This is a genomic window from Formivibrio sp. oc-25, from assembly GCF_055810895.1.
In genome coordinates, this window is sequence record NZ_JBVVOL010000002.1 from 119,470 (window position 1) to 141,684 (window position 22,215).

General features: G+C 57.8%; 28 protein-coding genes. 24 read left to right on the forward strand and 4 right to left on the reverse strand.

The window, feature by feature from the left end:
- Position 1 precedes the first annotated feature (1 nt).
- Both AC0KVQ_RS02005 and AC0KVQ_RS02010 read right to left on the reverse strand, forming a co-directional pair.
- The gene (locus AC0KVQ_RS02005; protein WP_473419433.1) at positions 2-1,138 is read right to left on the reverse strand and encodes a PilT/PilU family type 4a pilus ATPase; all 1,137 of its coding nucleotides are present in this window, start codon (positions 1,136-1,138) and stop codon (positions 2-4) included.
- Positions 1,139-1,141: 3 nt separating this feature from the next.
- The gene (locus AC0KVQ_RS02010; RefSeq protein ID WP_473419434.1) at positions 1,142-2,185 is read right to left on the reverse strand and encodes a type IV pilus twitching motility protein PilT; all 1,044 of its coding nucleotides are present in this window, start codon (positions 2,183-2,185) and stop codon (positions 1,142-1,144) included.
- A 48-nt stretch (positions 2,186-2,233) separates the two neighbouring features.
- Between AC0KVQ_RS02010 and AC0KVQ_RS02015 the strand changes: the two genes are divergently transcribed.
- From AC0KVQ_RS02015 to AC0KVQ_RS02030, 4 genes are read left to right on the forward strand one after another with little or no spacing between them, the layout of a single operon-like run.
- A complete protein-coding gene (locus AC0KVQ_RS02015) occupies positions 2,234-2,944 on the forward strand; it encodes a YggS family pyridoxal phosphate-dependent enzyme (protein WP_473419435.1) in 711 nt (236 codons plus the stop codon).
- Positions 2,941-3,759, forward strand: coding sequence for a pyrroline-5-carboxylate reductase (proC, locus tag AC0KVQ_RS02020; protein WP_473419436.1), 819 nt, complete (start codon positions 2,941-2,943; stop codon positions 3,757-3,759). Before AC0KVQ_RS02015 ends, proC begins: the two co-directional genes overlap by 4 nt.
- A 13-nt stretch (positions 3,760-3,772) precedes the next feature.
- On the forward strand, positions 3,773-4,360 hold the full coding sequence (locus AC0KVQ_RS02025; RefSeq protein ID WP_473419437.1) for a YggT family protein: 588 nt from the start codon (positions 3,773-3,775) through the stop codon (positions 4,358-4,360).
- Positions 4,361-4,388: 28 nt separating this feature from the next.
- On the forward strand, positions 4,389-4,673 hold the full coding sequence (locus tag AC0KVQ_RS02030) for a DUF167 domain-containing protein (protein ID WP_473419438.1): 285 nt from the start codon (positions 4,389-4,391) through the stop codon (positions 4,671-4,673).
- Here the strand turns inward: AC0KVQ_RS02030 and AC0KVQ_RS02035 are convergent.
- Entirely contained in the window at positions 4,663-5,070 is a 408-nt protein-coding gene (locus AC0KVQ_RS02035) for an FxsA family protein (RefSeq protein ID WP_473419439.1), read from the reverse strand. The two genes, AC0KVQ_RS02030 and AC0KVQ_RS02035, sit on opposite strands and share 11 nt — an antisense overlap.
- Between AC0KVQ_RS02035 and cutA the strand changes: the two genes are divergently transcribed.
- Both cutA and dsbD read left to right on the forward strand, forming a co-directional pair.
- Positions 5,069-5,398, forward strand: a complete 330-nt coding sequence (cutA, locus tag AC0KVQ_RS02040) for a divalent-cation tolerance protein CutA (protein ID WP_473419440.1) — start codon at positions 5,069-5,071, stop codon at positions 5,396-5,398. The two genes, AC0KVQ_RS02035 and cutA, sit on opposite strands and share 2 nt — an antisense overlap.
- A complete protein-coding gene (gene dsbD, locus AC0KVQ_RS02045) occupies positions 5,395-6,936 on the forward strand; it encodes a protein-disulfide reductase DsbD (RefSeq protein ID WP_473419441.1) in 1,542 nt (513 codons plus the stop codon). The genes cutA and dsbD overlap by 4 nt, the downstream gene beginning before the upstream one ends.
- Before the next feature lie 211 nt (positions 6,937-7,147).
- On the opposite strand, the gene AC0KVQ_RS02050 is transcribed toward dsbD, so the two are convergent.
- Positions 7,148-7,432: an ArsR/SmtB family transcription factor gene (locus AC0KVQ_RS02050; protein WP_473419442.1), complete on the reverse strand. Its 285-nt coding sequence runs from the start codon at positions 7,430-7,432 to the stop codon at positions 7,148-7,150.
- 169 nt (positions 7,433-7,601) lie between these two features.
- Here AC0KVQ_RS02050 and gpmI point away from each other — a divergent pair, with 169 nt between their 5' ends.
- The 18 genes from gpmI to AC0KVQ_RS02140 all read left to right on the forward strand — a co-directional run bounded on the left by gpmI (position 7,602) and on the right by AC0KVQ_RS02140 (position 22,205).
- Positions 7,602-9,137: a 2,3-bisphosphoglycerate-independent phosphoglycerate mutase gene (gene gpmI, locus AC0KVQ_RS02055; RefSeq protein ID WP_473419443.1), complete on the forward strand. Its 1,536-nt coding sequence runs from the start codon at positions 7,602-7,604 to the stop codon at positions 9,135-9,137.
- Positions 9,138-9,139: 2 nt separating this feature from the next.
- Positions 9,140-10,426, forward strand: a complete 1,287-nt coding sequence (locus AC0KVQ_RS02060) for a murein hydrolase activator EnvC family protein (RefSeq protein ID WP_473419444.1) — start codon at positions 9,140-9,142, stop codon at positions 10,424-10,426.
- Between the two features lie 22 nt (positions 10,427-10,448).
- Complete coding sequence (locus AC0KVQ_RS02065) at positions 10,449-11,876, forward strand: S41 family peptidase (protein WP_473419445.1); 1,428 nt, start codon at positions 10,449-10,451, stop codon at positions 11,874-11,876.
- 218 nt (positions 11,877-12,094) lie between these two features.
- Complete coding sequence (locus AC0KVQ_RS02070) at positions 12,095-12,478, forward strand: hypothetical protein (protein ID WP_473419446.1); 384 nt, start codon at positions 12,095-12,097, stop codon at positions 12,476-12,478.
- A 193-nt stretch (positions 12,479-12,671) separates the two neighbouring features.
- Positions 12,672-13,487 carry an ABC transporter ATP-binding protein gene (locus tag AC0KVQ_RS02075; RefSeq protein WP_473419548.1) on the forward strand — a complete coding sequence of 272 codons (816 nt, stop codon included), beginning with the start codon at positions 12,672-12,674 and terminating at the stop codon, positions 13,485-13,487.
- 1 nt (position 13,488) lies between these two features.
- The gene (mlaE, locus tag AC0KVQ_RS02080) at positions 13,489-14,274 is read left to right on the forward strand and encodes a lipid asymmetry maintenance ABC transporter permease subunit MlaE (RefSeq protein ID WP_473419549.1); all 786 of its coding nucleotides are present in this window, start codon (positions 13,489-13,491) and stop codon (positions 14,272-14,274) included.
- 39 nt (positions 14,275-14,313) lie between these two features.
- A complete protein-coding gene (mlaD, locus tag AC0KVQ_RS02085) occupies positions 14,314-14,802 on the forward strand; it encodes an outer membrane lipid asymmetry maintenance protein MlaD (RefSeq protein ID WP_473419550.1) in 489 nt (162 codons plus the stop codon).
- A gap of 4 nt (positions 14,803-14,806) precedes the next feature.
- The gene (locus AC0KVQ_RS02090) at positions 14,807-15,427 is read left to right on the forward strand and encodes an MlaC/ttg2D family ABC transporter substrate-binding protein (protein ID WP_473419447.1); all 621 of its coding nucleotides are present in this window, start codon (positions 14,807-14,809) and stop codon (positions 15,425-15,427) included.
- Positions 15,424-15,696 (forward strand): STAS domain-containing protein, encoded by a 273-nt coding sequence (locus AC0KVQ_RS02095; protein ID WP_473419448.1) that lies wholly within the window; start codon positions 15,424-15,426, stop codon positions 15,694-15,696. The genes AC0KVQ_RS02090 and AC0KVQ_RS02095 overlap by 4 nt, the downstream gene beginning before the upstream one ends.
- 38 nt (positions 15,697-15,734) lie before the next feature.
- The gene (locus tag AC0KVQ_RS02100) at positions 15,735-16,532 is read left to right on the forward strand and encodes an MlaA family lipoprotein (RefSeq protein ID WP_473419449.1); all 798 of its coding nucleotides are present in this window, start codon (positions 15,735-15,737) and stop codon (positions 16,530-16,532) included.
- Complete coding sequence (locus AC0KVQ_RS02105; RefSeq protein WP_473419450.1) at positions 16,529-17,425, forward strand: ABC transporter ATP-binding protein; 897 nt, start codon at positions 16,529-16,531, stop codon at positions 17,423-17,425. The genes AC0KVQ_RS02100 and AC0KVQ_RS02105 overlap by 4 nt, the downstream gene beginning before the upstream one ends.
- A gap of 85 nt (positions 17,426-17,510) precedes the next feature.
- A complete protein-coding gene (locus AC0KVQ_RS02110) occupies positions 17,511-18,266 on the forward strand; it encodes an ABC transporter permease (RefSeq protein ID WP_473419451.1) in 756 nt (251 codons plus the stop codon).
- An 8-nt stretch (positions 18,267-18,274) separates the two neighbouring features.
- A complete protein-coding gene (locus tag AC0KVQ_RS02115) occupies positions 18,275-18,508 on the forward strand; it encodes a BolA family protein (RefSeq protein WP_473419453.1) in 234 nt (77 codons plus the stop codon).
- Positions 18,505-18,684 carry a hypothetical protein gene (locus tag AC0KVQ_RS02120; RefSeq protein WP_473419454.1) on the forward strand — a complete coding sequence of 60 codons (180 nt, stop codon included), beginning with the start codon at positions 18,505-18,507 and terminating at the stop codon, positions 18,682-18,684. The genes AC0KVQ_RS02115 and AC0KVQ_RS02120 overlap by 4 nt, the downstream gene beginning before the upstream one ends.
- Before the next feature lie 9 nt (positions 18,685-18,693).
- Positions 18,694-19,944 carry a UDP-N-acetylglucosamine 1-carboxyvinyltransferase gene (murA, locus tag AC0KVQ_RS02125; RefSeq protein ID WP_473419455.1) on the forward strand — a complete coding sequence of 417 codons (1,251 nt, stop codon included), beginning with the start codon at positions 18,694-18,696 and terminating at the stop codon, positions 19,942-19,944.
- A gap of 11 nt (positions 19,945-19,955) precedes the next feature.
- Positions 19,956-20,603 (forward strand): ATP phosphoribosyltransferase, encoded by a 648-nt coding sequence (hisG, locus tag AC0KVQ_RS02130; RefSeq protein ID WP_473419456.1) that lies wholly within the window; start codon positions 19,956-19,958, stop codon positions 20,601-20,603.
- A complete protein-coding gene (locus AC0KVQ_RS02135) occupies positions 20,603-21,367 on the forward strand; it encodes a sulfite exporter TauE/SafE family protein (protein ID WP_473419457.1) in 765 nt (254 codons plus the stop codon). The genes hisG and AC0KVQ_RS02135 overlap by 1 nt, the downstream gene beginning before the upstream one ends.
- 40 nt (positions 21,368-21,407) lie before the next feature.
- Positions 21,408-22,205 (forward strand): sulfite exporter TauE/SafE family protein, encoded by a 798-nt coding sequence (locus AC0KVQ_RS02140; protein ID WP_473419458.1) that lies wholly within the window; start codon positions 21,408-21,410, stop codon positions 22,203-22,205.
- Positions 22,206-22,215: the final 10 nt, after the last annotated feature.

Here is a 22,215-nt window from a genome sequence, read left to right on the forward strand (position 1 = left end):
ATCAAATGATATCGAGATGGTCGGTACCAGAGAAAACATCCCGGTTTTTTGATTCCGCGCTTTGCAGCTTGATCTGCAGGCGCAAATCATTGACTGAATCTGCGTTGCGCAGGGCATCTTCGTAGGTGATGCGATCCTGCTCGAACAGTTCGAACAGCGATTGGTCGAAGGTCTGCATGCCGATCTCGCGCGAACGCTTCATGACATCCTTGATCTCCTGTACCTCTCCCTTGAAGATCAGCTCGGAAATCAGCGGCGAGTTTAGCATGACCTCAACCGCAGCAACGCGGCCCTTGCCCGAGCGGTGAGGAATTAAGCGTTGTGAAACAAAGGCTTTCAGGTTTAATGACAAATCCATTAATAGCTGCTGACGCCGCTCTTCCGGGAAGAAGTTGACGATGCGGTCCAGCGCTTGGTTGGTTGAGTTGGCGTGCAGGGTGGCCATGCACAGATGACCGGTCTCGGCAAAGGCGATCGCATAATCCATGGTCTCCCGATCCCGGATTTCGCCGATCAGGATGACGTCCGGTGCCTGGCGCAAGGTGTTTTTCAGCGCGTTCATCCATGAGTCTGTGTCCACTCCGACTTCACGCTGCGTGATAATCGATTTATTGTGCTGGTGGACGTATTCGATCGGATCTTCGATGGTGACGATGTGGTCGTAGGCGTTTTCATTGCGATAGCCAATCATGGCCGCAAGCGATGTCGATTTGCCGGAACCGGTGCCGCCAACAAAGATCACCAGACCGCGTTTGGCCATTGCCACGTCCTTCAGGATGGGTGGCAGACCGAGCTCTTCCAGCTTCGGGATGTTCGAGTTGATGGTACGCAATACCATGCCGATGCGGCCCTGCTGGAAGAACGCATTGACCCGAAATCGGCCCAGGTTGCCCGGGCTGATGGCGAAATTGCATTCCTTGGTGGCCTCGAATTCCTCGGCCTGCCTGTCGTTCATGATGGCGCGCGCCAGCTCCTTGGTGTGCTGGGTGGTCAGGATCTGCCCGGAAACCGGGGTGACCTTGCCATCGATCTTCATGGCCGGGGGAAAATCGGCGGTGATGAAAAGGTCGGATGCATTCTTTGCCCGCATGTGCTTGAGCAAATCCTGCATGAACTTGGCGGCCTGGTCGCGTTCCATGGCTTATCCCTTGAAGTTGTCCGGGTTCGATGCCCGGGTGCGCGCCTCGGCGAGCGAAACGATATTGCGCTGAACCAGGTTTTGCAGGCACTGGTCCAGAGTTTGCATGCCGACAGCCTGCCCGGTCTGGATGGCCGAGTACATCTGCGCAATCTTGTTTTCCCGGATCAGGTTACGGATTGCGGGAATGCCGATCATGATCTCATGCGCCGCGACTCGTCCGGTGCCGTCCTTGGTCTTCAGCAGAGTCTGCGAGATCACTGCGCGCAACGATTCGGACAGCATCGAGCGCACCATTTCCTTTTCCGCAGCCGGAAAGACATCGACCACGCGGTCGATGGTCTTGGCGGCAGAGCTGGTATGCAGGGTGCCAAAGACCAGGTGGCCGGTTTCAGCGGCAGTAAGTGCCAGCCGGATCGTTTCCAGATCGCGCATTTCCCCCACCAGTACCACATCCGGGTCTTCCCGCAGTGCCGAGCGCAAGGCGTTGGAAAAGGACAGGGTATGCGGGCCGACTTCACGCTGGTTGATCAGGCATTTCTTGGATTGATGCACGAATTCGATCGGATCTTCCACCGTGAGAATGTGGCCGTAATCGTTTTCGTTGATGAAGTTGATCATCGCCGCCAGCGTGGTGGATTTGCCCGAGCCGGTTGGCCCGGTCACCAGCACCAGGCCGCGCGGATTCTTGGCGATATCCTGGAATACCCGTGGCGCGTTCAGTTCTTCCAGGGTCAACACCTTGGAAGGAATGGTACGGAAAACCGCGCCGGCACCGCGTTGCTGCACAAAGGCGTTAACCCGGAAACGCGACAGATTGGGGATCTCGAACGAGAAGTCGCACTCCAGCGTATCTTCATACACCTTGCGCTGATGATCGTTCATGATGTCGTACACCATATCGTGTACGTCCTTGTGATCCATTGGCGGCAAGTTGATACGGCGGACATCGCCATGTACCCGGATCATCGGCGGCAAGCCGGCGGACAAGTGCAAGTCGGAGGCTTTGTTCTTTACGGCGAAAGCCAAGAGCTCGGCGATTTCCATCTATAATCTTTCCTTTGGCGGCAGGGTACAAGGTAATCCGGATTCATTATGGCAACGATGTTCTCGGCATGGCAAGGCGTGTTGCAGCGCATTGAAACGGCAGAAATGCATGCTGGGCGCCAGCTGGGCGAAGTTCGGCTGGTGGCGGTGGGCAAGACCTACCCTGCGGCATGTCTGCGTGAGCTTTATAAGCTGGGGCAGCGGGATTTCGGTGAAAACTATGCGCAGGAGTTTGCGCAAAAATGTGATGAGCTGGCCGATTGTCACGATCTGGTGTGGCATTTCATTGGTCCGTTGCAGAGCAACAAGACCCGCCTGGTCGCTGAGCGAGCACATTGGTTGCATACGCTGGATCGGGTGAAGATCGCAGAGCGTCTCAGTGCCCAGCGACCGGAACAACTGCCACCGCTCAATGTCTGCATCCAGGTCAACGTATCGGGCGAGGCCAGCAAATCGGGCCTTGAACCTGCTGAAGTGCCGGTGCTGGCAGAAGCGGTTCGCGTATTGCCGCATTTGTGCTTGCGCGGATTGATGGCCATCCCGGAACCAACCAGTGATGTGCAAAAGCTGGCAGCGCAGTTTGCTTTGCTGCAAACGCTGAAAGACGAACTCAACCGGCAAGGCCATGCCCTGGATACACTGTCGATGGGCATGTCGGCAGATCTGGAGCTGGCCGTGGCGCACGGTGCCACCCTGGTGCGTGTAGGAACCGCTCTGTTTGGCGCCCGGAATTATTCCAACAAGGAACAAGCAATATGAAGATTACCTTTATCGGTGGTGGCAATATGGCAACGGCCCTGATCGGGGGCATGCTCAAGCGTGGCTTTGATCACACGCAATTGCATGTGGTTGAACCGGATGTGACGCGCCGCGAGCATCTCAAGAATGATTTTGGCGTGACCAGCTCGACCCCGGAAGAGGGTTTTCCTGCCAGTGAGGTGATCGTGTTCGCGATCAAGCCGCAGCAATTTCATGCCGTGGCCGATGCCATGAAGGATCGGATCGGCAATGCGCTGGTGATCTCGATTGCCGCCGGTATCCGCGCCGATACCCTGGCGCATTGGCTTGATGGCCATCCGCGTGTTGTCCGGGTGATGCCCAATACCCCGGCACTGGTGCAGTCCGGCATGTCCGGCGTGTATGCCGGCTCTGGCGTGACCGAGGCAGACCGGGAGCTGACTGAGCGCATGCTGGCCGCCATCGGCGAATTCGTCTGGGTGGAAGATGAATCCGATATGGATGGTATCACGGCCATTTCAGGCTCCGGGCCGGCCTATGTGTTCTACTTCATGGAGGCGCTGCAGGCTGCCGCGCGCGCGCAGGGTTTTGCGCCGGAAGTCGCAAAGAAGCTTGCCTGCCAGACCTTTGCCGGAGCGGTGAAGCTGGCGCTGGAAAGTCCGGATGACGTGGCTACCCTGCGCCAGAAGGTGACGTCCAAAGGCGGTACCACTGAGCGTGCGATCAACGCATTCGAAAACAGCCAGCTGCGCGCCAACATCATTGCGGCAGCAGCGGCAGCGGCGGCTCGCTCGAAAGAGTTGGGCGAGGAATTGGGCCGCAATATCGAACCCTGAAAGGAGTCAGCGCATGTTTTCCCAGACACTGGCCTTTCTGATCCGCAATCTGGCCGATTTCTTCGTTCTGCTGTTGCTGGCGCGTCTCTATCTGCTGGCCTCCAAGGTTTCGTTCCGTCATCCGCTGACGCATTTCGTGCTGTCGATGACCAACTGGATCGTGCTGCCATTACGGCGCCTGATTCCGGCTGCCGGGCGGTTTGACAGCACCAGCTTCATTCTGGCCTGGCTGGTGGCGTTCCTGATGCACGTCTTGCTGCTGATGATGACGCCGTGGCCGTTTATCCTGGCGTCGCCGGCCTCGCTGGCAGCGCTCCTGATTGCCGGTTTTCTGGAACTGGTGAAAATGTCGCTGTATCTGCTGTTTGCCGCGGTGATTGGACAGGCGCTGATGTCGTGGTTATCGCCCTACAACCCGCTGATGCCGGTGCTCAACGCGTTGACCATGCCATTTCTGCGCCCGCTGCGTCGTTTTATTCCGCCGATTGGTGGCGTGGACATCACCCCGTTCATCCTGATCCTGCTGATCCAGCTGGTGTTGGGGGTATTCCTGGCACAACTTGAGCCGCTGGTACTGCAGCGAGTATTGATCGCAGCCTGATTGCCCATGAAACTGAGCGAGCTCCGCAATGGATTGGTATCGCCAAGCAGGTAACGTATGGGTACTGCAGTTGCATGTGCAGCCGGGGGCGAAGAAGACGGAAGTCTCCGGGCTGCATGGTGATTGCCTCAAGATACGTCTGGCGGCCCCGCCGGTTGATGGCAAGGCCAATGATTGCCTGTTGCGGGCATTGGCCGAATGGTTCCAGGTGCCGTTGCGCCAGGTGTGCCTCAAGTCCGGCGAAGCTTCCCGGCGCAAAGTCGTTGAAATCAGTGAATCTGCGCGTTGCCCGCAGGAACTTCTCAGCGGATAAGCTTGTCATCCCGGTGTGGGTCAACCCGGCGGTATTCGCCTTCCAGAATGCTGTCGTCCTGCGGCGGGCGGGGTGTTCCCTGGCCTCCCCAGGGCAGCAGCAGGACAATGCCCACCACGTCGCTGATCGGGCCGGGAATGATGAACAGCAGGGCCGCGATATAGTAGCGCGCCAGGGTAAAGAGCGAACGGGGGGTAATGGCACCCGTGCGCAAGTCGCTGAACAGGGTGGCCATGACGGCGAGTTTATGATGTCTGAGCATGAGTATCCCAAGGCCGAATGCCAGCGCCAGCCACAGCAGCGTCATGAGACCGCCAATGGCTCCAATCAGTTGAAACGTCGCATAGATTTCGGCCAGTGGGTAGCCAAGAAGCAGGAAGAGAAACAGGTACGGCATGAAAGATTCCAGTGTATGGGTGGTTCTGTGCAATTGCCCGGACGAGGCCAGCGCAGATCGCTTGGCGCAAGGGGTGATTGAAGCGCGGCTGGCTGCTTGCGTCAATCGCTTGGCGCCGGTGCAGTCGGTGTATCGCTGGAATGAAAGAATGGAAATTGCGACAGAAGTTCCCTTGCTGATCAAGACTACCGCCAGCCGTTATGAGGCAGTACAGGCCTGGCTGCAGGCGGAGCATCCCTACGATATCCCCGAGATCATTGCTCTGCCGCTGGCGGCAGGATTGCCGGCATATCTGGCTTGGATCGCACAGGAAGTGGGCGAGGTATGAAAGGGGTACTGCGCTGCTTGCTGCTGTGGTGCGTCTTGGTGTTGCCGACGTGGGCGCAGCCTGAGCTGCTGGCGCCGGAGCAGGCATTCCGTCCCAGCCTGGTCCAGATCGACGAGCGCACGCTGGAAGCGCGTTTCGCCATTGCACCCGGCTACTATCTGTACCGCGACCGTTTTGCCTTTGCTGCGCCAGAGTTGCCCTTGCACGTGCAATACCCGCCTGGGCAGATCAAGCAGGATCCGGTTTTTGGTCGGGTGGAGACCTATTCGCACACGGTGGCAATTCGGCTGAATGCCGACCGTGCGCTGACAGAAAATACGGCCGTGACTCTGAAATTTCAGGGGTGCGCCGATTCTGGTGTCTGCTATCCCCCGCAGACTGCCAAGCTACGACCGGGTGAATCCGTTGCAGTCGAGACGTCTTCCCTGGCGGCGCTGTTTGGGCCGGCTGCCATGCCCGCGGATGAGCCACTACTGACTCAGGTGCGCCCCCGTCTGTTTTCCGGCAGTTTCATGACGACGCTTGGTTTGTTTTTCCTGGCGGGCATCGGGCTGGCATTTACGGCATGCATGTATCCGCTGCTGCCGATCGTGTCCGGCATCGTGTTGCATGGTGCATGTACCGGTGGGCGTGCTGCGGTGCTGACTTTTTCCTATGTTCAGGGCATGGCGCTGATGTACACGCTGGCGGGCTTGTTGGCGGCAGCCAGCGGCGCCTATCTGGCGGTGACCTTGCAGCAGCCTTGGGTGATCGCCGGATTTTCCCTGTTTTTCGTCGTCATGGCCTTGGCCATGTTTGGCGTATTCAGCCTGCAATTGCCTGGCGCGCTGCAAAGCCGGTTGAATGACTGGGCTGGTCGCTTCCCGGGCGGGCGCCTGTTGCCGGTGTTTGTCATGGGGGCGATTTCTGCACTGATCATCGGCCCCTGCGTGGCGCCTCCGCTGGTGGCTGCATTGGCTTATCTGGGGCAGACTGGTGATTTGTTGCTGGGTGGTGCGGCATTGTATGCACTGGCCAATGGGCTGGGGGCGCCGTTGCTGCTGGTCGGTTATGCGGGCGCCTCCGCACTGCCGCGCTTGTCAGGCTGGATTCTGCAGAGCGTGCGAATTGCCTTTGGCGTGGCATTGCTCGGCATGGCAATCTGGGTTGCGAGACCCTTCTGGCTGGCACGCACCCCTGTGCCGGGTCTGGATTTTCAGCCCGTATCCACGGCGGTGCAACTGGACAAAGCCTTGCTGGCAGCGCGTGGCAGGCCGGTATTCCTGGATGTTTATGCGGATTGGTGCGTGAGCTGCATCGAGTTTGAACGCAAGGTGCTGGCTGATTCGGGTGTGCAGCAACAGCTGGCGGGGTTCGCCCTGATCCGCGCGGATATCACCGAAAACACAACAGCCCAGCGTGAACTGCTCAAGCGCTATGGCTTGTATGGGCCGCCTGCGCTGCTGTTTTTTGACCAGAACGGTACTTTGCGGCCTGAGCGTATGGTGGGGGAAACAGATCGCGAGACTTTCGTGGCCTTGCTGGAACGTGTTCGCTGAGAACCCGCTCACGATCTTGCTGCGAAGCCGTGATCAGGGCTCATGTGCTGCTCAAAACACCCAAATGGTGCTTCCTTCGGGGCGTCCTCATGTACTCCCTGTACATTCCGGTTTTGCGCTGCGCTTCACCCTGCTGACGGGCTTCTCGCTACAGGTCGTGAACAGGTTCTGAGGAATCGATATGTGGCCGATATACGCTCGGAAAAGAGCGTCAGAAGCCGGAGAACAGGTCGCGAACATGGGCCAAGACCTGCAGCATGCGAATATCGGCCAGGCGATAGTAGACACGATTGGCATCGCGCCGGGTGCGCAATACGCCTTTTTCGCGCATCAGGGCCAGATGCTGGGAGATATTGGATTGGGTGGTACCCACCTTGTCGACGATGTCCTGTACGCTGACCTCGTGTTCGTCCAGCACGCACAGGATTTTCAGGCGCAAGGGGTGCGACATGGCCTTCATGGCTCTTGAGACATCGGAAATTTGTTCGTCATCCAAGACCGCATCGTGTGCCGGCATGTTTTGCCCTGAAGTTTGATTGAAATCGCAGGTGTGGCGCTGAGGCCGCACCGCTAATGCGATAGAATAGTAACCGTGAATAATTTCTGACCGCAACGTCAATAGAGCCGAGTGTTGCGTCATTCAACTCGATATACCGGGAGTGTCGATGAATACACCTGTCAAACCAGTTATGCTGCTCATTCTTGATGGCTATGGCTATCGTGCCGAAGTAAAGGACAACGCGATTGCCGCGGCCAAGAAGCCTAATCTGGATCGCATTTTTGCTGAAAATCCGTGGACGCTCATCAATGCATCCGACAAGTTTGTCGGCTTGCCTAAAGGCCAGTTCGGTAACTCCGAAGTGGGCCATCTGAATATCGGTGCCGGTCGTGTCGTGCTGCAGGATATCAGCCGTATTGATGTCGATGTGGCTGAAGGCACCATCGGGCAGAATGCCGTTCTCAAGCAGGCCATCGATACTGCCATTGCCGGTAACAAGACCTTGCACATCATGGGCTTGCTGTCCGATGGTGGTGTGCACAGCCATGAAAATCACATCCACGCACTGATCGAAGCCGCAGCAGCAGCGGGTGCCAAGCAGATTGCTGTACACGCCTTCCTGGATGGTCGCGATACCCCGCCGCGCAGCGCCGAGATCTACCTTTCCCGCTTGCAGGCGGTATGCGACAAGACCGGTGCGAAAATTGCCAGCATGTCCGGCCGCTACTGGTCTATGGATCGCGACAAGCGCTGGGAACGTCTGGAGCCAGCCTATCAGGCCGTCGTGGACGGTGTTGGCCTGTATTCGGCCGAAACAGCCCTCGAAGGACTGAAAGCCGCTTACGCGCGTGACGAGAACGACGAATTCGTCAAGGCAACCGTAATTGGCGCGCCGATCAAGATGGAAGATGGCGATGCCGTGGTATTCATGAATTTCCGTGCCGACCGTGGCCGCCAGTTCACTACCGCTTTGATCGATCCGACCTTTGAAGGCTTCAAGGCACGTCAGCCCAAGCTGGCCTATTTCTGTACGGCTACCAGCTATGGTGACCAGTATCCCTGCCCGGTTGCCTATACCAAGGAAAAGGTCAAGAACGGTATCGGTGAATACCTCGGCTCCCTGGGGCTGAAGCAATTGCGTATTGCCGAGACCGAAAAGTATCCGCACGTCACCTTCTTCTTCTCGGGCGGCGAAGAAACGCCAGCGCCGGGCGAAGATCGAATTCTCGTGTCCTCGCCGAAGGTGGCGACCTACGATCTGCAGCCGGAGATGTCTGCACCGGAAGTTGCCAGCAAGGTGGTCGAAGCAATCGAATCGAAAAAATACGATGCGATCTTCTGCAATTTTGCCAATGGCGACATGGTGGGTCATACCGGCATCTTCGATGCTGCGGTCAAGGCGGTGGAAACGCTCGACGAATGTGTGGCCAAGTGCGTGTCGGCCATGCTGGCTGCCGGCGGCGAAGTGTTGATCACTGCTGACCATGGCAACTGCGAGCTGATGTTTGACCATAACTCGAACCAGCCGCACACTCAGCATACGACTGATCAGGTACCGTTCGTCTACGTCGGTGCGCGCAAGGTCAAGCTTGCTGCGCAAGGCGAGGGTGCGTTGAAGGATATCGCGCCTTCGGTGCTGGCCCTGATGGGTTTGCCGCAGCCGGCAGAGATGACTGGCCATTCCCTGATTGCTTTCGAGTAAGCGTGGTACTGCGCAGAACGCTTGCAGGGCTGGTAGCGGCTTGTGCTCTTGGTGCACAAGCCGCTCCTTCGGCTTCGCCCGAGGAAAGCCAAGCCAGGCAGGCAGAACTGAAAGTGCTGCGCAGCCAGCTGGATCAGCTCAAGAAAAGGCTGGCCGCCAACGAAAGCCAGAAGGCCGAGGCGGCCGATGCCCTAAAAGATTCCGAACGTGCGATTTCCGAGGCGAACCGGGTGTTGGCCGGCTTGTCCGAGGAGCGTCAGCTGACTGCCACCGAGTTGGCCGCGCTGGAAAAGGATATCGCCAAATCACGCACCGAGATTCGTCGCAGCCAGGAGCAATTGGCGAGCTTGCTGCGCAATCGTTACAAGGCCGGGCAAATCGAAGCCTGGCGCCTGCTGCTCAACCAGCAGGACCCGAACCAGCTCAGTCGTGAGCTGAGCTATTACCGTTATCTTTCGCGCGCACAGCTGGAGTTGGCGCATACACTGGAAAATCAGTTGCTTGAGCTGAATCGGCTTGCGGACGAGATTCGCCAGAAAAACGAGATCCTGCAGCGGATTGCGAGTGAAAAACAACGGCTGAAGAATCAACTGCTGGAAGACCGGCAGGAAAAGTCAAAAATACTGGCCAAGCTTTCCAGCCAGATCAGCGCGCAGCGTAATCAGCTGCAAAAGCTGGCCGATGATGAAAAACGCATGACGGGACTGGTCGAGCGGCTGAACGCCTTGATTCGCCAGCAGGCGCTTGAGCGGGCGAAGGAGCAGGCGCGCAAGAAAGCCGAGCAGGAAAAGCTGGCGCGACAGCAGGCTACGCGTTCTGGCAAACCGGCGTCTCCCGCAGTTGGTACGGCTCCTCGGGTCAATGACGCTGTGCCGGACGAATCCTATGCCGGGGTGCCGTTCAATTCCCTGAAAGGCAAATTGCGTTTGCCGGTACGCGGGGAAGTGGTTGGGCGGTATGGTGCATCGCGTGCAGAAGGCGCGACCTGGAAAGGAGTTTTCATCCGCAGCCCGCTGGGGCAGCCGGTGAAGGCGGTGGCCGGCGGACGCGTGGTCTTCGCCGATTGGCTGCGCGGTTTTGGCAATCTCATGATTGTCGATCATGGCGGTGGCTATTTGAGTATTTATGGCGCCAACGAAAGCCTGCTCAAGCAGGCGGGCGAAGCAGTCAAGGCGGGTGAGAATATTGCTACCAGCGGCAATAGCGGTGGCATGGCGGAATCCGGCGTATACTTTGAGCTCAGACAAAACGGCAAGCCGCTTGATCCGATGAGCTGGGTCGGCGGTTGAGCATCACGATACGAGCATCTTCATGGCTAGCAAGTTTCAGAAAATTGGTCTGCTGTGCGTTGGCGCCGGTCTGGGCGTGGCAATCAGTATTTCTTACAATGTTTTCGCAGAAAAAGACGGTGCGAACGCCCCGTTGCCGGTGGATGAGCTGCGCGCTTTTTCCACGGTATTCGGCTTGATCAAGCAAACCTATGTCGAACCGGTTGACGACAAGAAGCTGATTACCGAAGCGATCAAAGGCATGGTGTCCGGCCTGGATCCCCATTCAAGCTATCTGGATGCTGAAGACTTCAAGGATTTGCAAACCAATACCCAGGGTGAATTTGGCGGTCTGGGCATAGAAGTCAATATGGAAGATGGCCTTGTCAAGGTGATCTCGCCCATCGAAGATACCCCGGCTTACCGTGCCGGCCTCAAGCCCGGTGATTTCATCGTCAAGATCGATGAAACCCAGGTGCAGGGGCTGACCCTGAACGAAGCCGTTTCGCGCATGCGCGGCAAAGTGGGTTCGAATGTCGTGCTGACGGTTTTCCGCAAGGGCGAGTCGAAGCCGCTGGTGGTCACGCTCAAGCGAGCCATCATCAAGGTGCAGAGTGTCAAGTTCAAGCTGGCAGAGCCGGATTATGGCTATATCCGCATCACGCAATTCCAGGAACGCACGACGGAAGACCTGGCCCATGCGATCGAAACGCTTTACCGCGACAATAAATCGCTGCTGAAGGGGATTGTGCTGGATCTGCGTAACGATCCGGGTGGTCTGCTCAATGGCGCGGTGGGCGTTTCAGCGGCCTTCCTGCCCAAGGGTGCCCTGGTGGTGTATACCGAGGGCCGCACTCCGGACGCCAAGATCCGCCTGACGGCCTCGCGCGAGTATTACCAGCGCGATAATCGCGATGATTATTTCAAGAACGCTCCGAAGGAAATCAAGAACGTGCCGCTGGTGGTGCTGGTGAATGGTGGCTCGGCTTCTGCATCCGAAATCGTGGCAGGCGCCTTGCAGGATCACAAGCGCGCACTGGTGGTCGGCACGCAGACCTTTGGCAAGGGCTCGGTGCAGACGGTGCTGCCAATCGACAGCAAGACTGCGGTCAAGCTGACGACGGCACGCTATTTCACACCGAATGGCCGCTCGATCCAGGCCAAGGGCATTACGCCGGATGTCGAGGTTGAAGAAGCCGTGCTGAATGGTCGCGAGGATTTTGGCCTGCGTCTGCGCGAGGCGGATCTGGAGCGGCATCTGGAAAACCCGAATGGTAAGGTGGATGCCAGCCGCACGGATGCCAAGCCTGCTGCCGGGTCGAAGCCGACCAAGCAGAATGGCAGCAGCGTTGACGAGGTTGCGCCGCGCGAACTGGCATCACGTTCGGATTATCAGTTGCAGCAGGCGCTCAGTATTCTCAAGGTGCAGCAGTTGCTGATGAGCCGGACTGCGCCATCCGGCTCAAAATAAGGCCTCAATAAGGGAAGTCTTGCCTGGCAATATTTTCAGTAGGCGGGGCTGGTTTGGCCGGATTTTAAAACATTCGCAGACCCATTTATCACTAGCCTGACCGCTCGCGCGGTCGGGCTATTTTATTTTGCCGGTTATCGGTTTTTTGGGCATGCAACAGCGGCAATCCAGATGGCCCATGGCTATTTTGAGAGAACCCGTTTGTGGAGATCTTCGCCATGCCACGTTCAATCCAGCAACTCAAGCACCGTACCATTTTCCTTGACGGGAGCTCGATTGAGCAGATGAATCAGGCCGTGCATGTGCTCAAGTCGCTGCCGGGTGTTGCGGCAAGCATGGCGCCTGATTGCCACAATGTTGTCGTAGATTACTGGGTTGATGAGTACACCTATTCCGGGCTGGAGCAAACCTTGCAGTCCCAAGGTGTGCCCTTGTCGTGTGCGGAGTGCGCCTGTGCCATGCGTGCCGAAATCCAGCGCGACGAGACCATCGAGCGTGATGACATGGGGATGGAGGCGAGAACTTGCCGGTTTGCCGGTGTTTTTGCCCAGGTATATTGCCCGTACTGTGATGAAACTATTGCGTGCAGTCAGCCAATCTAGCGTGACGCAAATTGCTGCTGAAAATGGCTATTCCGTGTGACCGTATCTGCGGTCGCATGTCTTTTTGGGGCCCGTTTTTTGTAGTCGAGCGTGGTTCTGCACACATCTTTATCGTACAAAATGCCACAAATTAACTGGCTGCCAGTCTGTCTGTGCTTGTAAAATGCCCAGTTCCCTGATTTTTTCCAGTAGCCTGATGCCTGCGCCTTTGGTTGAGTTTCGCAATGTCAGCTTTGCCTATGACGAAGATCAGCCCGTCCTGTCGGACGTGTCGCTGACGGTTGCACGCGGCCAAGTTGTTGCCATCATGGGCGGATCAGGTTCGGGCAAGACGACCTTGCTCAAACTGATCGGCGGCCAGGTGCGCGCCAGGGCTGGCGCAGTTTTGGTGGATGGCGAGGATATCGCCACCCTCTCGGACGACCGGTTGTACGCCATGCGGCGCAAGCTGGGCATGCTCTTTCAATTCGGCGCGCTCTTTACCGATTTGTCGGTGTATGACAATGTGGCATTCCCACTGCGTGAGCGAACCAACCTGTCTGAGAGCATGATCCGCGATCTGGTGCTGATGAAGCTGCAGGTCGTCGGTTTGCGTGGCGTGATCAATCTGATGCCTTCCGAATTGTCCGGAGGCATGGCGCGGCGCGTTGCACTGGCGCGTGCAATTGCGCTCGATCCGCGCGTGATGCTGTATGACGAGCCCTTTACCGGATTGGATCCGATTTCCCTGGCTACCACGGGCAAGCTGATCCGCGAACTCAATGATGCATTGAATACCGCATCAATCGTGGTAACTCACGATGTGGCGGAATCGCTGGCGATTGTCGATTACATCTATTTCCTCTCGGAAGGTGTGATCGTGGCGCAGGGCACGCCGGCAGAAGTGCGTGCATCCACTCACCCGTTTGTACGCCAATTCATCAATGCCGAGCCCGATGGCCCCCTGCCTTTCCATAAGCCGGCGCCGCCCTATGCGCGGGATCTGGGTCTGGAGATGACAGGTGGCTGAGATCTTGTTCCGCTTCTTTTCCCGACTGGGGGCACCCTTCAGCAAGGGGCTGATCAAGCTGGGCTTTGCCTGCCGTTTTTTCCTTGCATTGCTGCGCCATTCGCCCACTTCGTTTTTGCGCTTCAGCCTTACGATGCGCGAGATCTGGTTTGCCGGCGTATTGTCGGTGCTGATCATCGTGGTATCCGGCCTGTTCGTCGGCATGGTGCTGGCTTTGCAGGGTTATGAAACGTTGGTGCGTTTCGGTGCGTCGTCATCGCTGGGCGTGTTGGTGGCGTTGTCGCTGGTACGCGAACTTGGCCCGGTGGTGGGCGCGTTGCTGTTTGCCAGCCGGGCAGGTTCGGCCATCACGGCCGAAATCGGCCTGATGAAGGCAACCGAACAACTGGCCGCCATGGAGCTGATGGCGGTGAATCCGATTGCCCGTGTGGTGGCGCCCCGTTTCTGGGGGGGGGTGATTTCCATGCCCTTGCTGGCAGCCATGTTCAGCGCAATGGGCATTTTGGGTGGTTATCTGATTGGTGTGCAGTTGCTCGGGCTGGATGATGGCAGTTTCTGGTCGCAGATGCAGGATGCGGTGGACTTTCGTCTTGATGTGCTCAATGGCGTGATCAAAAGCATTTTCTTTGGCGTGGCGATATCGTTGATAGCCGTATTCGAAGGCTATGATGCGCCGCCGACGGCCGAAGGTGTCTCCGGGGCGACGACGCGTACGGTGGTGACCTCTGCGCTGGTGGTGCTGGCGCTGGATTTTGTGTTGACGGCTTTCATGTTCCGCGGGGCCTGATTGGCATCGCCGGAGCATCCAAACGGGAACAATGAACAGATGAAACGCGGGATGATCGATTTTTGGGTTGGGGTGTTTGCTGCCGCTGGTGCGGTGGCTTTGCTGTTTCTGGCGCTGAAGGTCAGCAGCCAGACGACCGTGCCGGAAAATCATAGTTACGAAGTCATTGCGAACTTCGAGAATATCGGCGGGCTCAAAGTAAGGGCCCCCATCAAGAGTGCTGGCGTGGTGGTCGGGCGGGTAGTGGCCATTGAACTGGATACGCAGCGTTATGTCGCAAAAGTCCGCATGGCGATTGGCACGAGTTACCAGTTCAGTCGCGACAGTTCGGCCGAGATCCTGACTTCGGGCCTGCTCGGCGAGCAGTACATCGGCATCACTCCCGGTGCCGACAGCAAGATGCTCAGTGCTGGAGATACCTTCAAGATCACGTCTTCAGCGATCGTGCTGGAGCAGTTGATAAGCCGCTTCCTGTTCAGCAAGGCTGAAGGTGGCGATGAAAATACCGTGACGGAAAGTGGAAAGTAAGGCGATGAAGATGATCAAATGGTTGCTGGCACTGATGCTGGCGTGTGTGGCGGGTGTCACCCTGGCGAATGGCGGTGAATCACCTGAGCAGATCGTGCGCAACGTGAGCCGGGATGTCCTTGAAATCATCCGCAAGAACGACAAGGATACGGCCAAGGTGCGCGATCTGGTGGATGCGCGCGTAGCGCCATTGGCCGATTATCAGCGCATGACCATGCTGGCTGCCGGCCGGCACTGGCGCTCTGCCACGCCCGAGCAGCAACAGGCGCTGGCACGCGAGTTTCGTACCATGCTGGTCAGAACCTATCTTACAGCGCTCACTGTCTACAAGAATGCCGGTGTCGAAGTGAAAGGCACTCGCCCCGGCAATTCCAGCGATGAGATGGATGTGCGTAGCGAAGTCAGCCTGCCGGGCCAAAAGCCGATTGCACTGGATTTCAGCTTCGAGAAAAGCGACAACGGCTGGAAAGTCTATGATATCGCTGTGGACGGTATCAGCTTTATCAATAATCATCGCAACCAGTTCAATGCCATCATCCAGAAAGAAGGCATCGATGGACTGATTCGTAGACTGGCCGAGCGCAATGCCGGTTCGCGTGCCAGCGTGGCTGCCAGCGCCAAATGACCGAAGTGATCCGGCCGCAAGGTCCGCTGACCATGGAAACCGCGAATGCGCATGCCGGTGCACTGGATGCGATGCGGTCTGCATCCGCCATCACGGTCGATCTGTCCGGGGTGACCGAGGCGGATTCCAGTGCGGTGGCGTTGTTGCTGGCATGGTGCCGTATTGCCCAAAGCAGACAGCAACCCCTGCGTATACAGGGTGTGCCGGATGGTTTGCGCAGCCTGATCGCAGTATACGGTGTGGCGGAATTGTTGCCCCTGGGTGAATGAAACTGCGGCGCAAGCCGTTTATTTTTCGGGATTCCTTCATGAAATCGCTGCCTGCCATGAAACGACTGATACTGTCCTTGTTGGTACTGGGCTCGCTTGTTGGCTGTGCCACGCCACATAACAACTATGATCCGCTTGAGCCGATCAATCGCCCGATCTACGCCTTCAACGATGGCGTGGACAAGGTGGTGCTGCGCCCGGTGGCCAAGACCTGGAACACGATCGTTCCGCCGCCTCTGGTGTGGGGTGTGCACAATTTCTTCGGGAATATCGCCGATCTGTTCGCTATCCCGGCTGCGCTGTTACAAGGCAAGGGTGGCGATGCCACCAACAGTTTCAAGCGCGTATTGCTGAATTCCACCGCTGGCGTTGGTGGGCTGATCGACGTGGCGAGCGATTTTGATATTCCGAAGAGTGAAGAAGACTTCGGTCAGGTGCTTGGGTACTGGGGCGTGCCTTCCGGCCCTTACCTGATGTTGCCCTTCCTGGGGCCGTATACGACTCGGGATATTATTGACCCGGCCGTGCAGGTTGTAGCCGGGCCGACCAGCCAGCTTAGCCAGGATGGTGCGATTGCCTACACCGGTACCCGGGCTGTGGACGCACGGGTACAACTGCTGCCGTTGGATGAAACCCTGGCCGAGCAGTACGACAAATATGCCTATATCCGCGATGCCTACCTGCAGCGCCGTTGGTTCAAGGTGCATGATGGCAATCCGCCGCATGCGTTGCTGATGGCTGCCGATGTCCAGAAACAGGACGCGGCCGAGGCGGTGACATCACCATCAGTGCAGGAAGAAAAAATGGCACTGGTTCAGGCAGAACCGCAACCGTGAGCGCAATCGTTTTTGATGCCGTTTGCAAACACTTCGGCAGTTTCACCGCGCTTGATGGTGTCAGTTTCAGCGTGGAGCAGGGCGATTTCTTCGCCCTGCTCGGACCCAACGGCGCCGGCAAGACCACACTGATATCCATCCTCGGCGGCATTACCCGGGCCAGTTCGGGTAGTGCACGCGTGATGGGGCATGACGTGGTCAACGATTATCGTGCCGCACGTGCCGCGATCGGCATTGTCCCGCAGGAACTGGTGTTCGATCCTTTTTTTACCGTGCGCGAAACCCTGCGCTTTCAATCCGGTTATTTCGGCATCAAGCACAATGACGATTGGATCGACGAAATCCTGGCCCATATCGGGCTGACCGAAAAAGCCGATACCAATATGCGCAAACTCTCCGGTGGCATGAAGCGCCGGGTGATGGTGGCGCAGGCCCTGGTGCACCGTCCGCCGGTGATCGTGCTCGATGAGCCGACGGCCGGGGTGGATGTTGAATTGCGCCAGTCGCTGTGGGCATTTATCCGCCGCTTGAATGCCGATGGCCATACCATTGTGCTGACCACGCACTATCTCGAAGAAGCCGAAACGCTGTGCAACCGTATCGCCATGCTCAAGCAGGGCCGGCTGATCGCGCTGGAAGACAAGGATGCCCTGATGGGGCATGGCAGTGCGCGCCGGCTGTTGCTGCGTAGCACTGGCGGGCAATTGCCGGCTGCCTTGTTGCCGCTGGTGACCAGCCAGCGTGACGGCGGATTCGAACTCAAGCTTTCGGATTGCGACCAGCTGGAATCCATCCTGGCCGAATTGCGTACCGCAGGGGTTGGGATCAAGGATATCGAGATTTCCAAGCCGGATCTCGAAGAAATTTTCGTCGATATGATGAACCAACAGTGAAGAACCCCGGTGAATGCGTGAACAAGTGAACGAGTGCGACCCCGCGCTTGTTCACTTGTTCACTTCTTCACATGTTTACTCCGCCATGACCGGTTTCTATACCCTATTCAAGAAAGAAATCCTGCGTTTCTGGAAAGTTTCGTTCCAGACCGTGGCCGCGCCGGTGTTGACCGCGTTGCTGTACCAGCTGATTTTCGCGCAGGCCATCGGCCAGCATGTGCAGCCATATCCGGATGTCAGCTACGCTGCTTTCCTGATCCCTGGTCTGGCGATGATGTCGATGCTGCAAAACAGCTTTGCCAATGCCTCATCCAGCCTGATCCAATCGAAAATCACCGGCAATATCGTGTTTTTGCTGCTGCCGCCGCTCTCGCATCTGGAATTCTTTGCCGCGTACCTGCTGGCATCGATGGCGCGCGGACTGGTGGTAGGGCTGGGCGTGACCGTGGTGACCCTGTTTTTTGCAATCCCACCGTTTTCGCACCCGCTGTGGCTGCTGGTGTTCATGTTCCTCGGCTGCGGCGTGATGGGCGCACTGGGCATCATCGCCGGCATCTGGGCCGAGAAATTCGACCAGCTGGCCGGTTTCCAGAACTTCATCATCATGCCGCTGACTTTTCTTTCCGGCGTTTTCTATTCGATCCACAGCCTGCCGGATTTTTGGCAGATGCTTTCCCGTTTCAACCCCGTGTTCTACATGATTGACGGATTCCGCTATGGATTCTTTGGCGTGGGTGATGTCAGCCCGTGGCAAAGCCTGGCGGTGGTTGGGATAACCTTCGTGCTGCTGGCCGCTGCCACCCTGCACTTGCTAAAATCCGGCTACAAATTAAGACATTAGGCATCCCCATGACCCCAGATCAAGTCAAATCCCTGATTGAAGCCGCGCTGCCGTGCCAGCGTGTCGAGGTGGAGGGCGATGGCCACCACTTTTATGCCAGTATCGTCTCGCCGGCCTTTGCCGGTCTGAAGCTGCTTGAGCGCCACCGCCTGGTGAAGGAAAAGCTCAAGGCTGCACTCGATTCCGGCGAGTTGCATGCGCTTTCGCTGACCAAAACCCAGACGCCGGAAGAGGCGCAGTGAAACGGGAGCGACGTTTCGATCTGTCCGAGATCGAGCGGCAACGACAAATCGTGGAAGAAGCCAAAAAACCGGTGCCACTCCCGCAGGACAGCTTTTCGCGTCTGGGGCAGGCCTTGGTCAATCTTCCCTGGCTGCTGCTGGCTGTCGCATTCATAATCTGGTGGTTGAAAGGATAAACAATCCCCATGGAAAAACTGAAAATTACCGGCGGTTTGCCACTGAATGGCGAGATCACCATTTCCGGCGCCAAAAATGCCGCGCTGCCGATTCTATGCGCGAGCCTGCTGACGGCAGATACCCTGCGCTTGACCAATGTGCCGCAACTGCGGGATGTGCTGACCACGCAAAAATTGCTGCAAGGCATGGGCATGCGCGTGATGACCGACAATGTGCACGAGTTCGAGCTGACCGGGGCCGGAGTCGACAATCTGGTGGCGCCGTATGATCTGGTGAAAACCATGCGCGCCTCGATTCTGGTGCTGGGGCCGACGCTGGCGCGCTTTGGCGAGGCGACTGTTTCCCTGCCCGGCGGTTGTGCCATTGGTGCGCGCCCGGTAGAACAGCACATCAAGGGCCTGCAGGCGATGGGGGCCGAGATCGTGATCGAGCATGGTTATGTCAAGGCACGCGGCAAACTCAAGGGCGCGCGCATCGTGACGGACATGGTCACGGTAACCGGCACTGAAAACTTGATGATGGCGGCCACTTTGGCCGATGGCGTGACCACGATCGAAAACGCGGCACGCGAACCGGAAGTAATCGATCTGGCTGAATGCCTGAACAAGATGGGCGCCAAAATTCGCGGCCATGGCACCGATACCATCACCATCGAGGGGGTGGCACAACTGCATGGCGCCGAGCATGCCGTGATGCCCGACCGGATCGAGACCGGAACCTTTCTGGTGGCGGCAGCGGCGGCACGCGGCAAGATCGTGCTGCGCCGTACCCGCGCCGGCCTGCTCGATGCCGTGCTCGACAAGCTGCAGGAAACCGGCGCCATCATCGAGGCCGGTGATGACTGGATTGCGCTCGATATGCCGCGTCGCCCCAAGGCGGTCAACGTGCGTACGGCGCCGCATCCGGCTTTCCCGACCGATATGCAGGCTCAGTTCATGATGCTGAACTGCGTGGCCGAAGGTTCTGGCCTGGTCACTGAAACCATTTTCGAAAACCGCTTCATGCATGCGCCGGAGCTGATTCGCATGGGCGCGAAAATCAGTGTCGAGGGCAACAGTGCACTGGTGACCGGGGTGGAAAAACTTTCCGGTGCCACAGTGATGGCCACCGATTTGCGCGCATCCGCTTCGCTGGTGATTGCCGGGCTGGTGGCTGAAGGCGAAACCATTGTCGACCGTATCTACCATCTCGACCGTGGCTATGAGCATATCGAGACCAAGCTGGCCGGTATCGGTGCACAAATCGAAAGAATCAACTGAGACACACAGACATGATTACCATTGCCCTTTCCAAAGGCCGTATTTTTGAAGAAACCTTGCCCTTGCTGGCGGCGGCCGGGATTACCCCGAATGAAGACCCCGAATCTTCACGCAAGCTGATCATCGGCACCAATTGCGAGGATGTCCGGCTGATTATCGTGCGCGCTTCCGATGTGCCGACCTATGTGCAATACGGTGCGGCTGATCTGGGGGTGGCCGGCAAGGATGTCTTGCTGGAGCACGGCGGCAATGGACTCTACCAGCCGCTGGATCTGGAAATTGCCAAGTGCCGCCTGATGGTGGCCGTACCCAATGGCTTTGATTATGCCGGTGCCGTGAAGCAGGGCGCTCGCCTGCGCGTGGCAACCAAATACACGCAATGCGCGCGCGATCACTTTGCCTCCAAGGGTGTGCACGTCGATCTGATCAAGCTGTATGGTTCGATGGAGCTGGCGCCCTTGGTAGGGCTGGCCGATGCCATCGTCGATCTGGTTTCCACCGGTGGCACACTCAAGGCCAACAATCTGACTGCTGTCGAGCATATCTGCGAGATCAGTTCGCGCCTGGTGGTGAATCAGGCCGCCCTCAAGCTCAAGCATGAACGCCTGCAACCCATCATCGATACCTTTGCCGCCACAGTCGAGGCCAGACACGCCTGATGTCGCATGAACTCTGGCTGTTGTTGCCCATCGCCTTTACTGCCGGCCTGATCGATGCGGCAGTGGGTGGTGGCGGGTTGATCCAGTTGCCCGGCTTGCTGGCCGTATTGCCGCGCGAAATGCCGGCAGCTTTGTTCGGCTCCAACAAGCTGGCCTCAATCATGGGAACGGCCTCGGCCACCTGGCGTTATGCACGGCGCATCGAACTACCGTGGCGTCTGGTGCTGTTTGCGGCAGCAGCGGCCTTTTGCGGTTCCTACCTCGGTGCGCGTGCCGTGCATTACCTGCCGGTTCATGTGATCCGCCCGCTGGTCGTCATCCTGCTGGCAGTCATGCTGGTTTATACCTGGTTCAAACCTCAGTTCGGACAGGTTGATGCGGGTCGACCATTGACCCGCAAGGATCTGTGGGCTGGTCTGGCGATTGGTGCCAGCATCGGCTTCTATGACGGGTTCTTCGGACCCGGTACCGGCAGTTTCCTGATCTTCCTGTTTGTGCGTTTCTTCCATTTCGATTTTCTGCGGGCTTCAGCTTGTGCCAAGGTCGTGAATCTGGCGACCAATCTGGCTGCGCTGGCCTTTTTTCTGCCGGCCGGTCTGGTGCTGTACGGCATTGCCATTCCCATGGGGCTGGCCAATATCGCCGGGGCGCAGGTTGGCACGCGGCTGGCGCTCAAGGGCGGCAATCTATGGGTGCGCCGCCTTTTCCTGTTGCTCGCGCTGATACTGCTGAGCAAGCTGGTATGGGATTTATTGCGCGGTTGAACCTGTCGCGGGCGATTGCATCCAATCAAGGGAGTGTGAAATGTTGCTGGGATCCTTGCTGGCCTATCTGATAGTCGGGGTGGTTTCCGGCTTTCTCGCGGGTTTGCTTGGCGTAGGTGGTGGCATGGTGATCGTACCGGCGCTGCTGTATATCTTCCATGTACTGGCTTTGCCGCCTGAATTCCATCAGCATATGGCGCTTGGTACGTCGATGGCGGTGATTTGTTTTACGGCGATTTCCAGCCTGCGTGCGCATCACTCTATGGGTGCGGTGCGCTGGCAATTGGTCAAAACAATAGCCCCGGGCATTGTCGTTGGCACCTTTGCCGGGGCGCAGCTGGCCGGCTATGTCTCATCCACTGCCTTGAAATGGTTTTTTGTTGCGTTTGCCTATTTTGTGGCGGCACAGATGCTACTGGATCTGAAACCCAAAGCCAGTCGCGAAGTGCCGGGTCCGCTGGGTACCGGTCTGGCGGGTGGTGTGATCGGCATGATATCGAGCTGGGTCGGGATAGGTGGCGGATCGCTGTCGGTGCCGTTCATGACTTTTTGCAATGTGCCGGTGCGTGAGGCGATCGGTACGTCGGCAGCGATCGGATTTCCGCTGGCCGTGGCTGGTGCCACCGGTTTTGTAGCCAGTGGCTGGGGGCGCGAGTTGCCGGCAGGTGCATTGGGCTTTGTGTATCTGCCCGCGCTGGCCGGCATCGTGCTGGCCAGCTTCCCGATGGCAAGGGTTGGAGCTGCGGCTGCACATCGCTTGCCGGTGCCGGTGCTGAAGAAAATTTTTGCCGCGTTATTGATCGTGCTGGCCAGCCGCCTGTTGGTAGGCTTGCTCTGAGGAGAGCCGT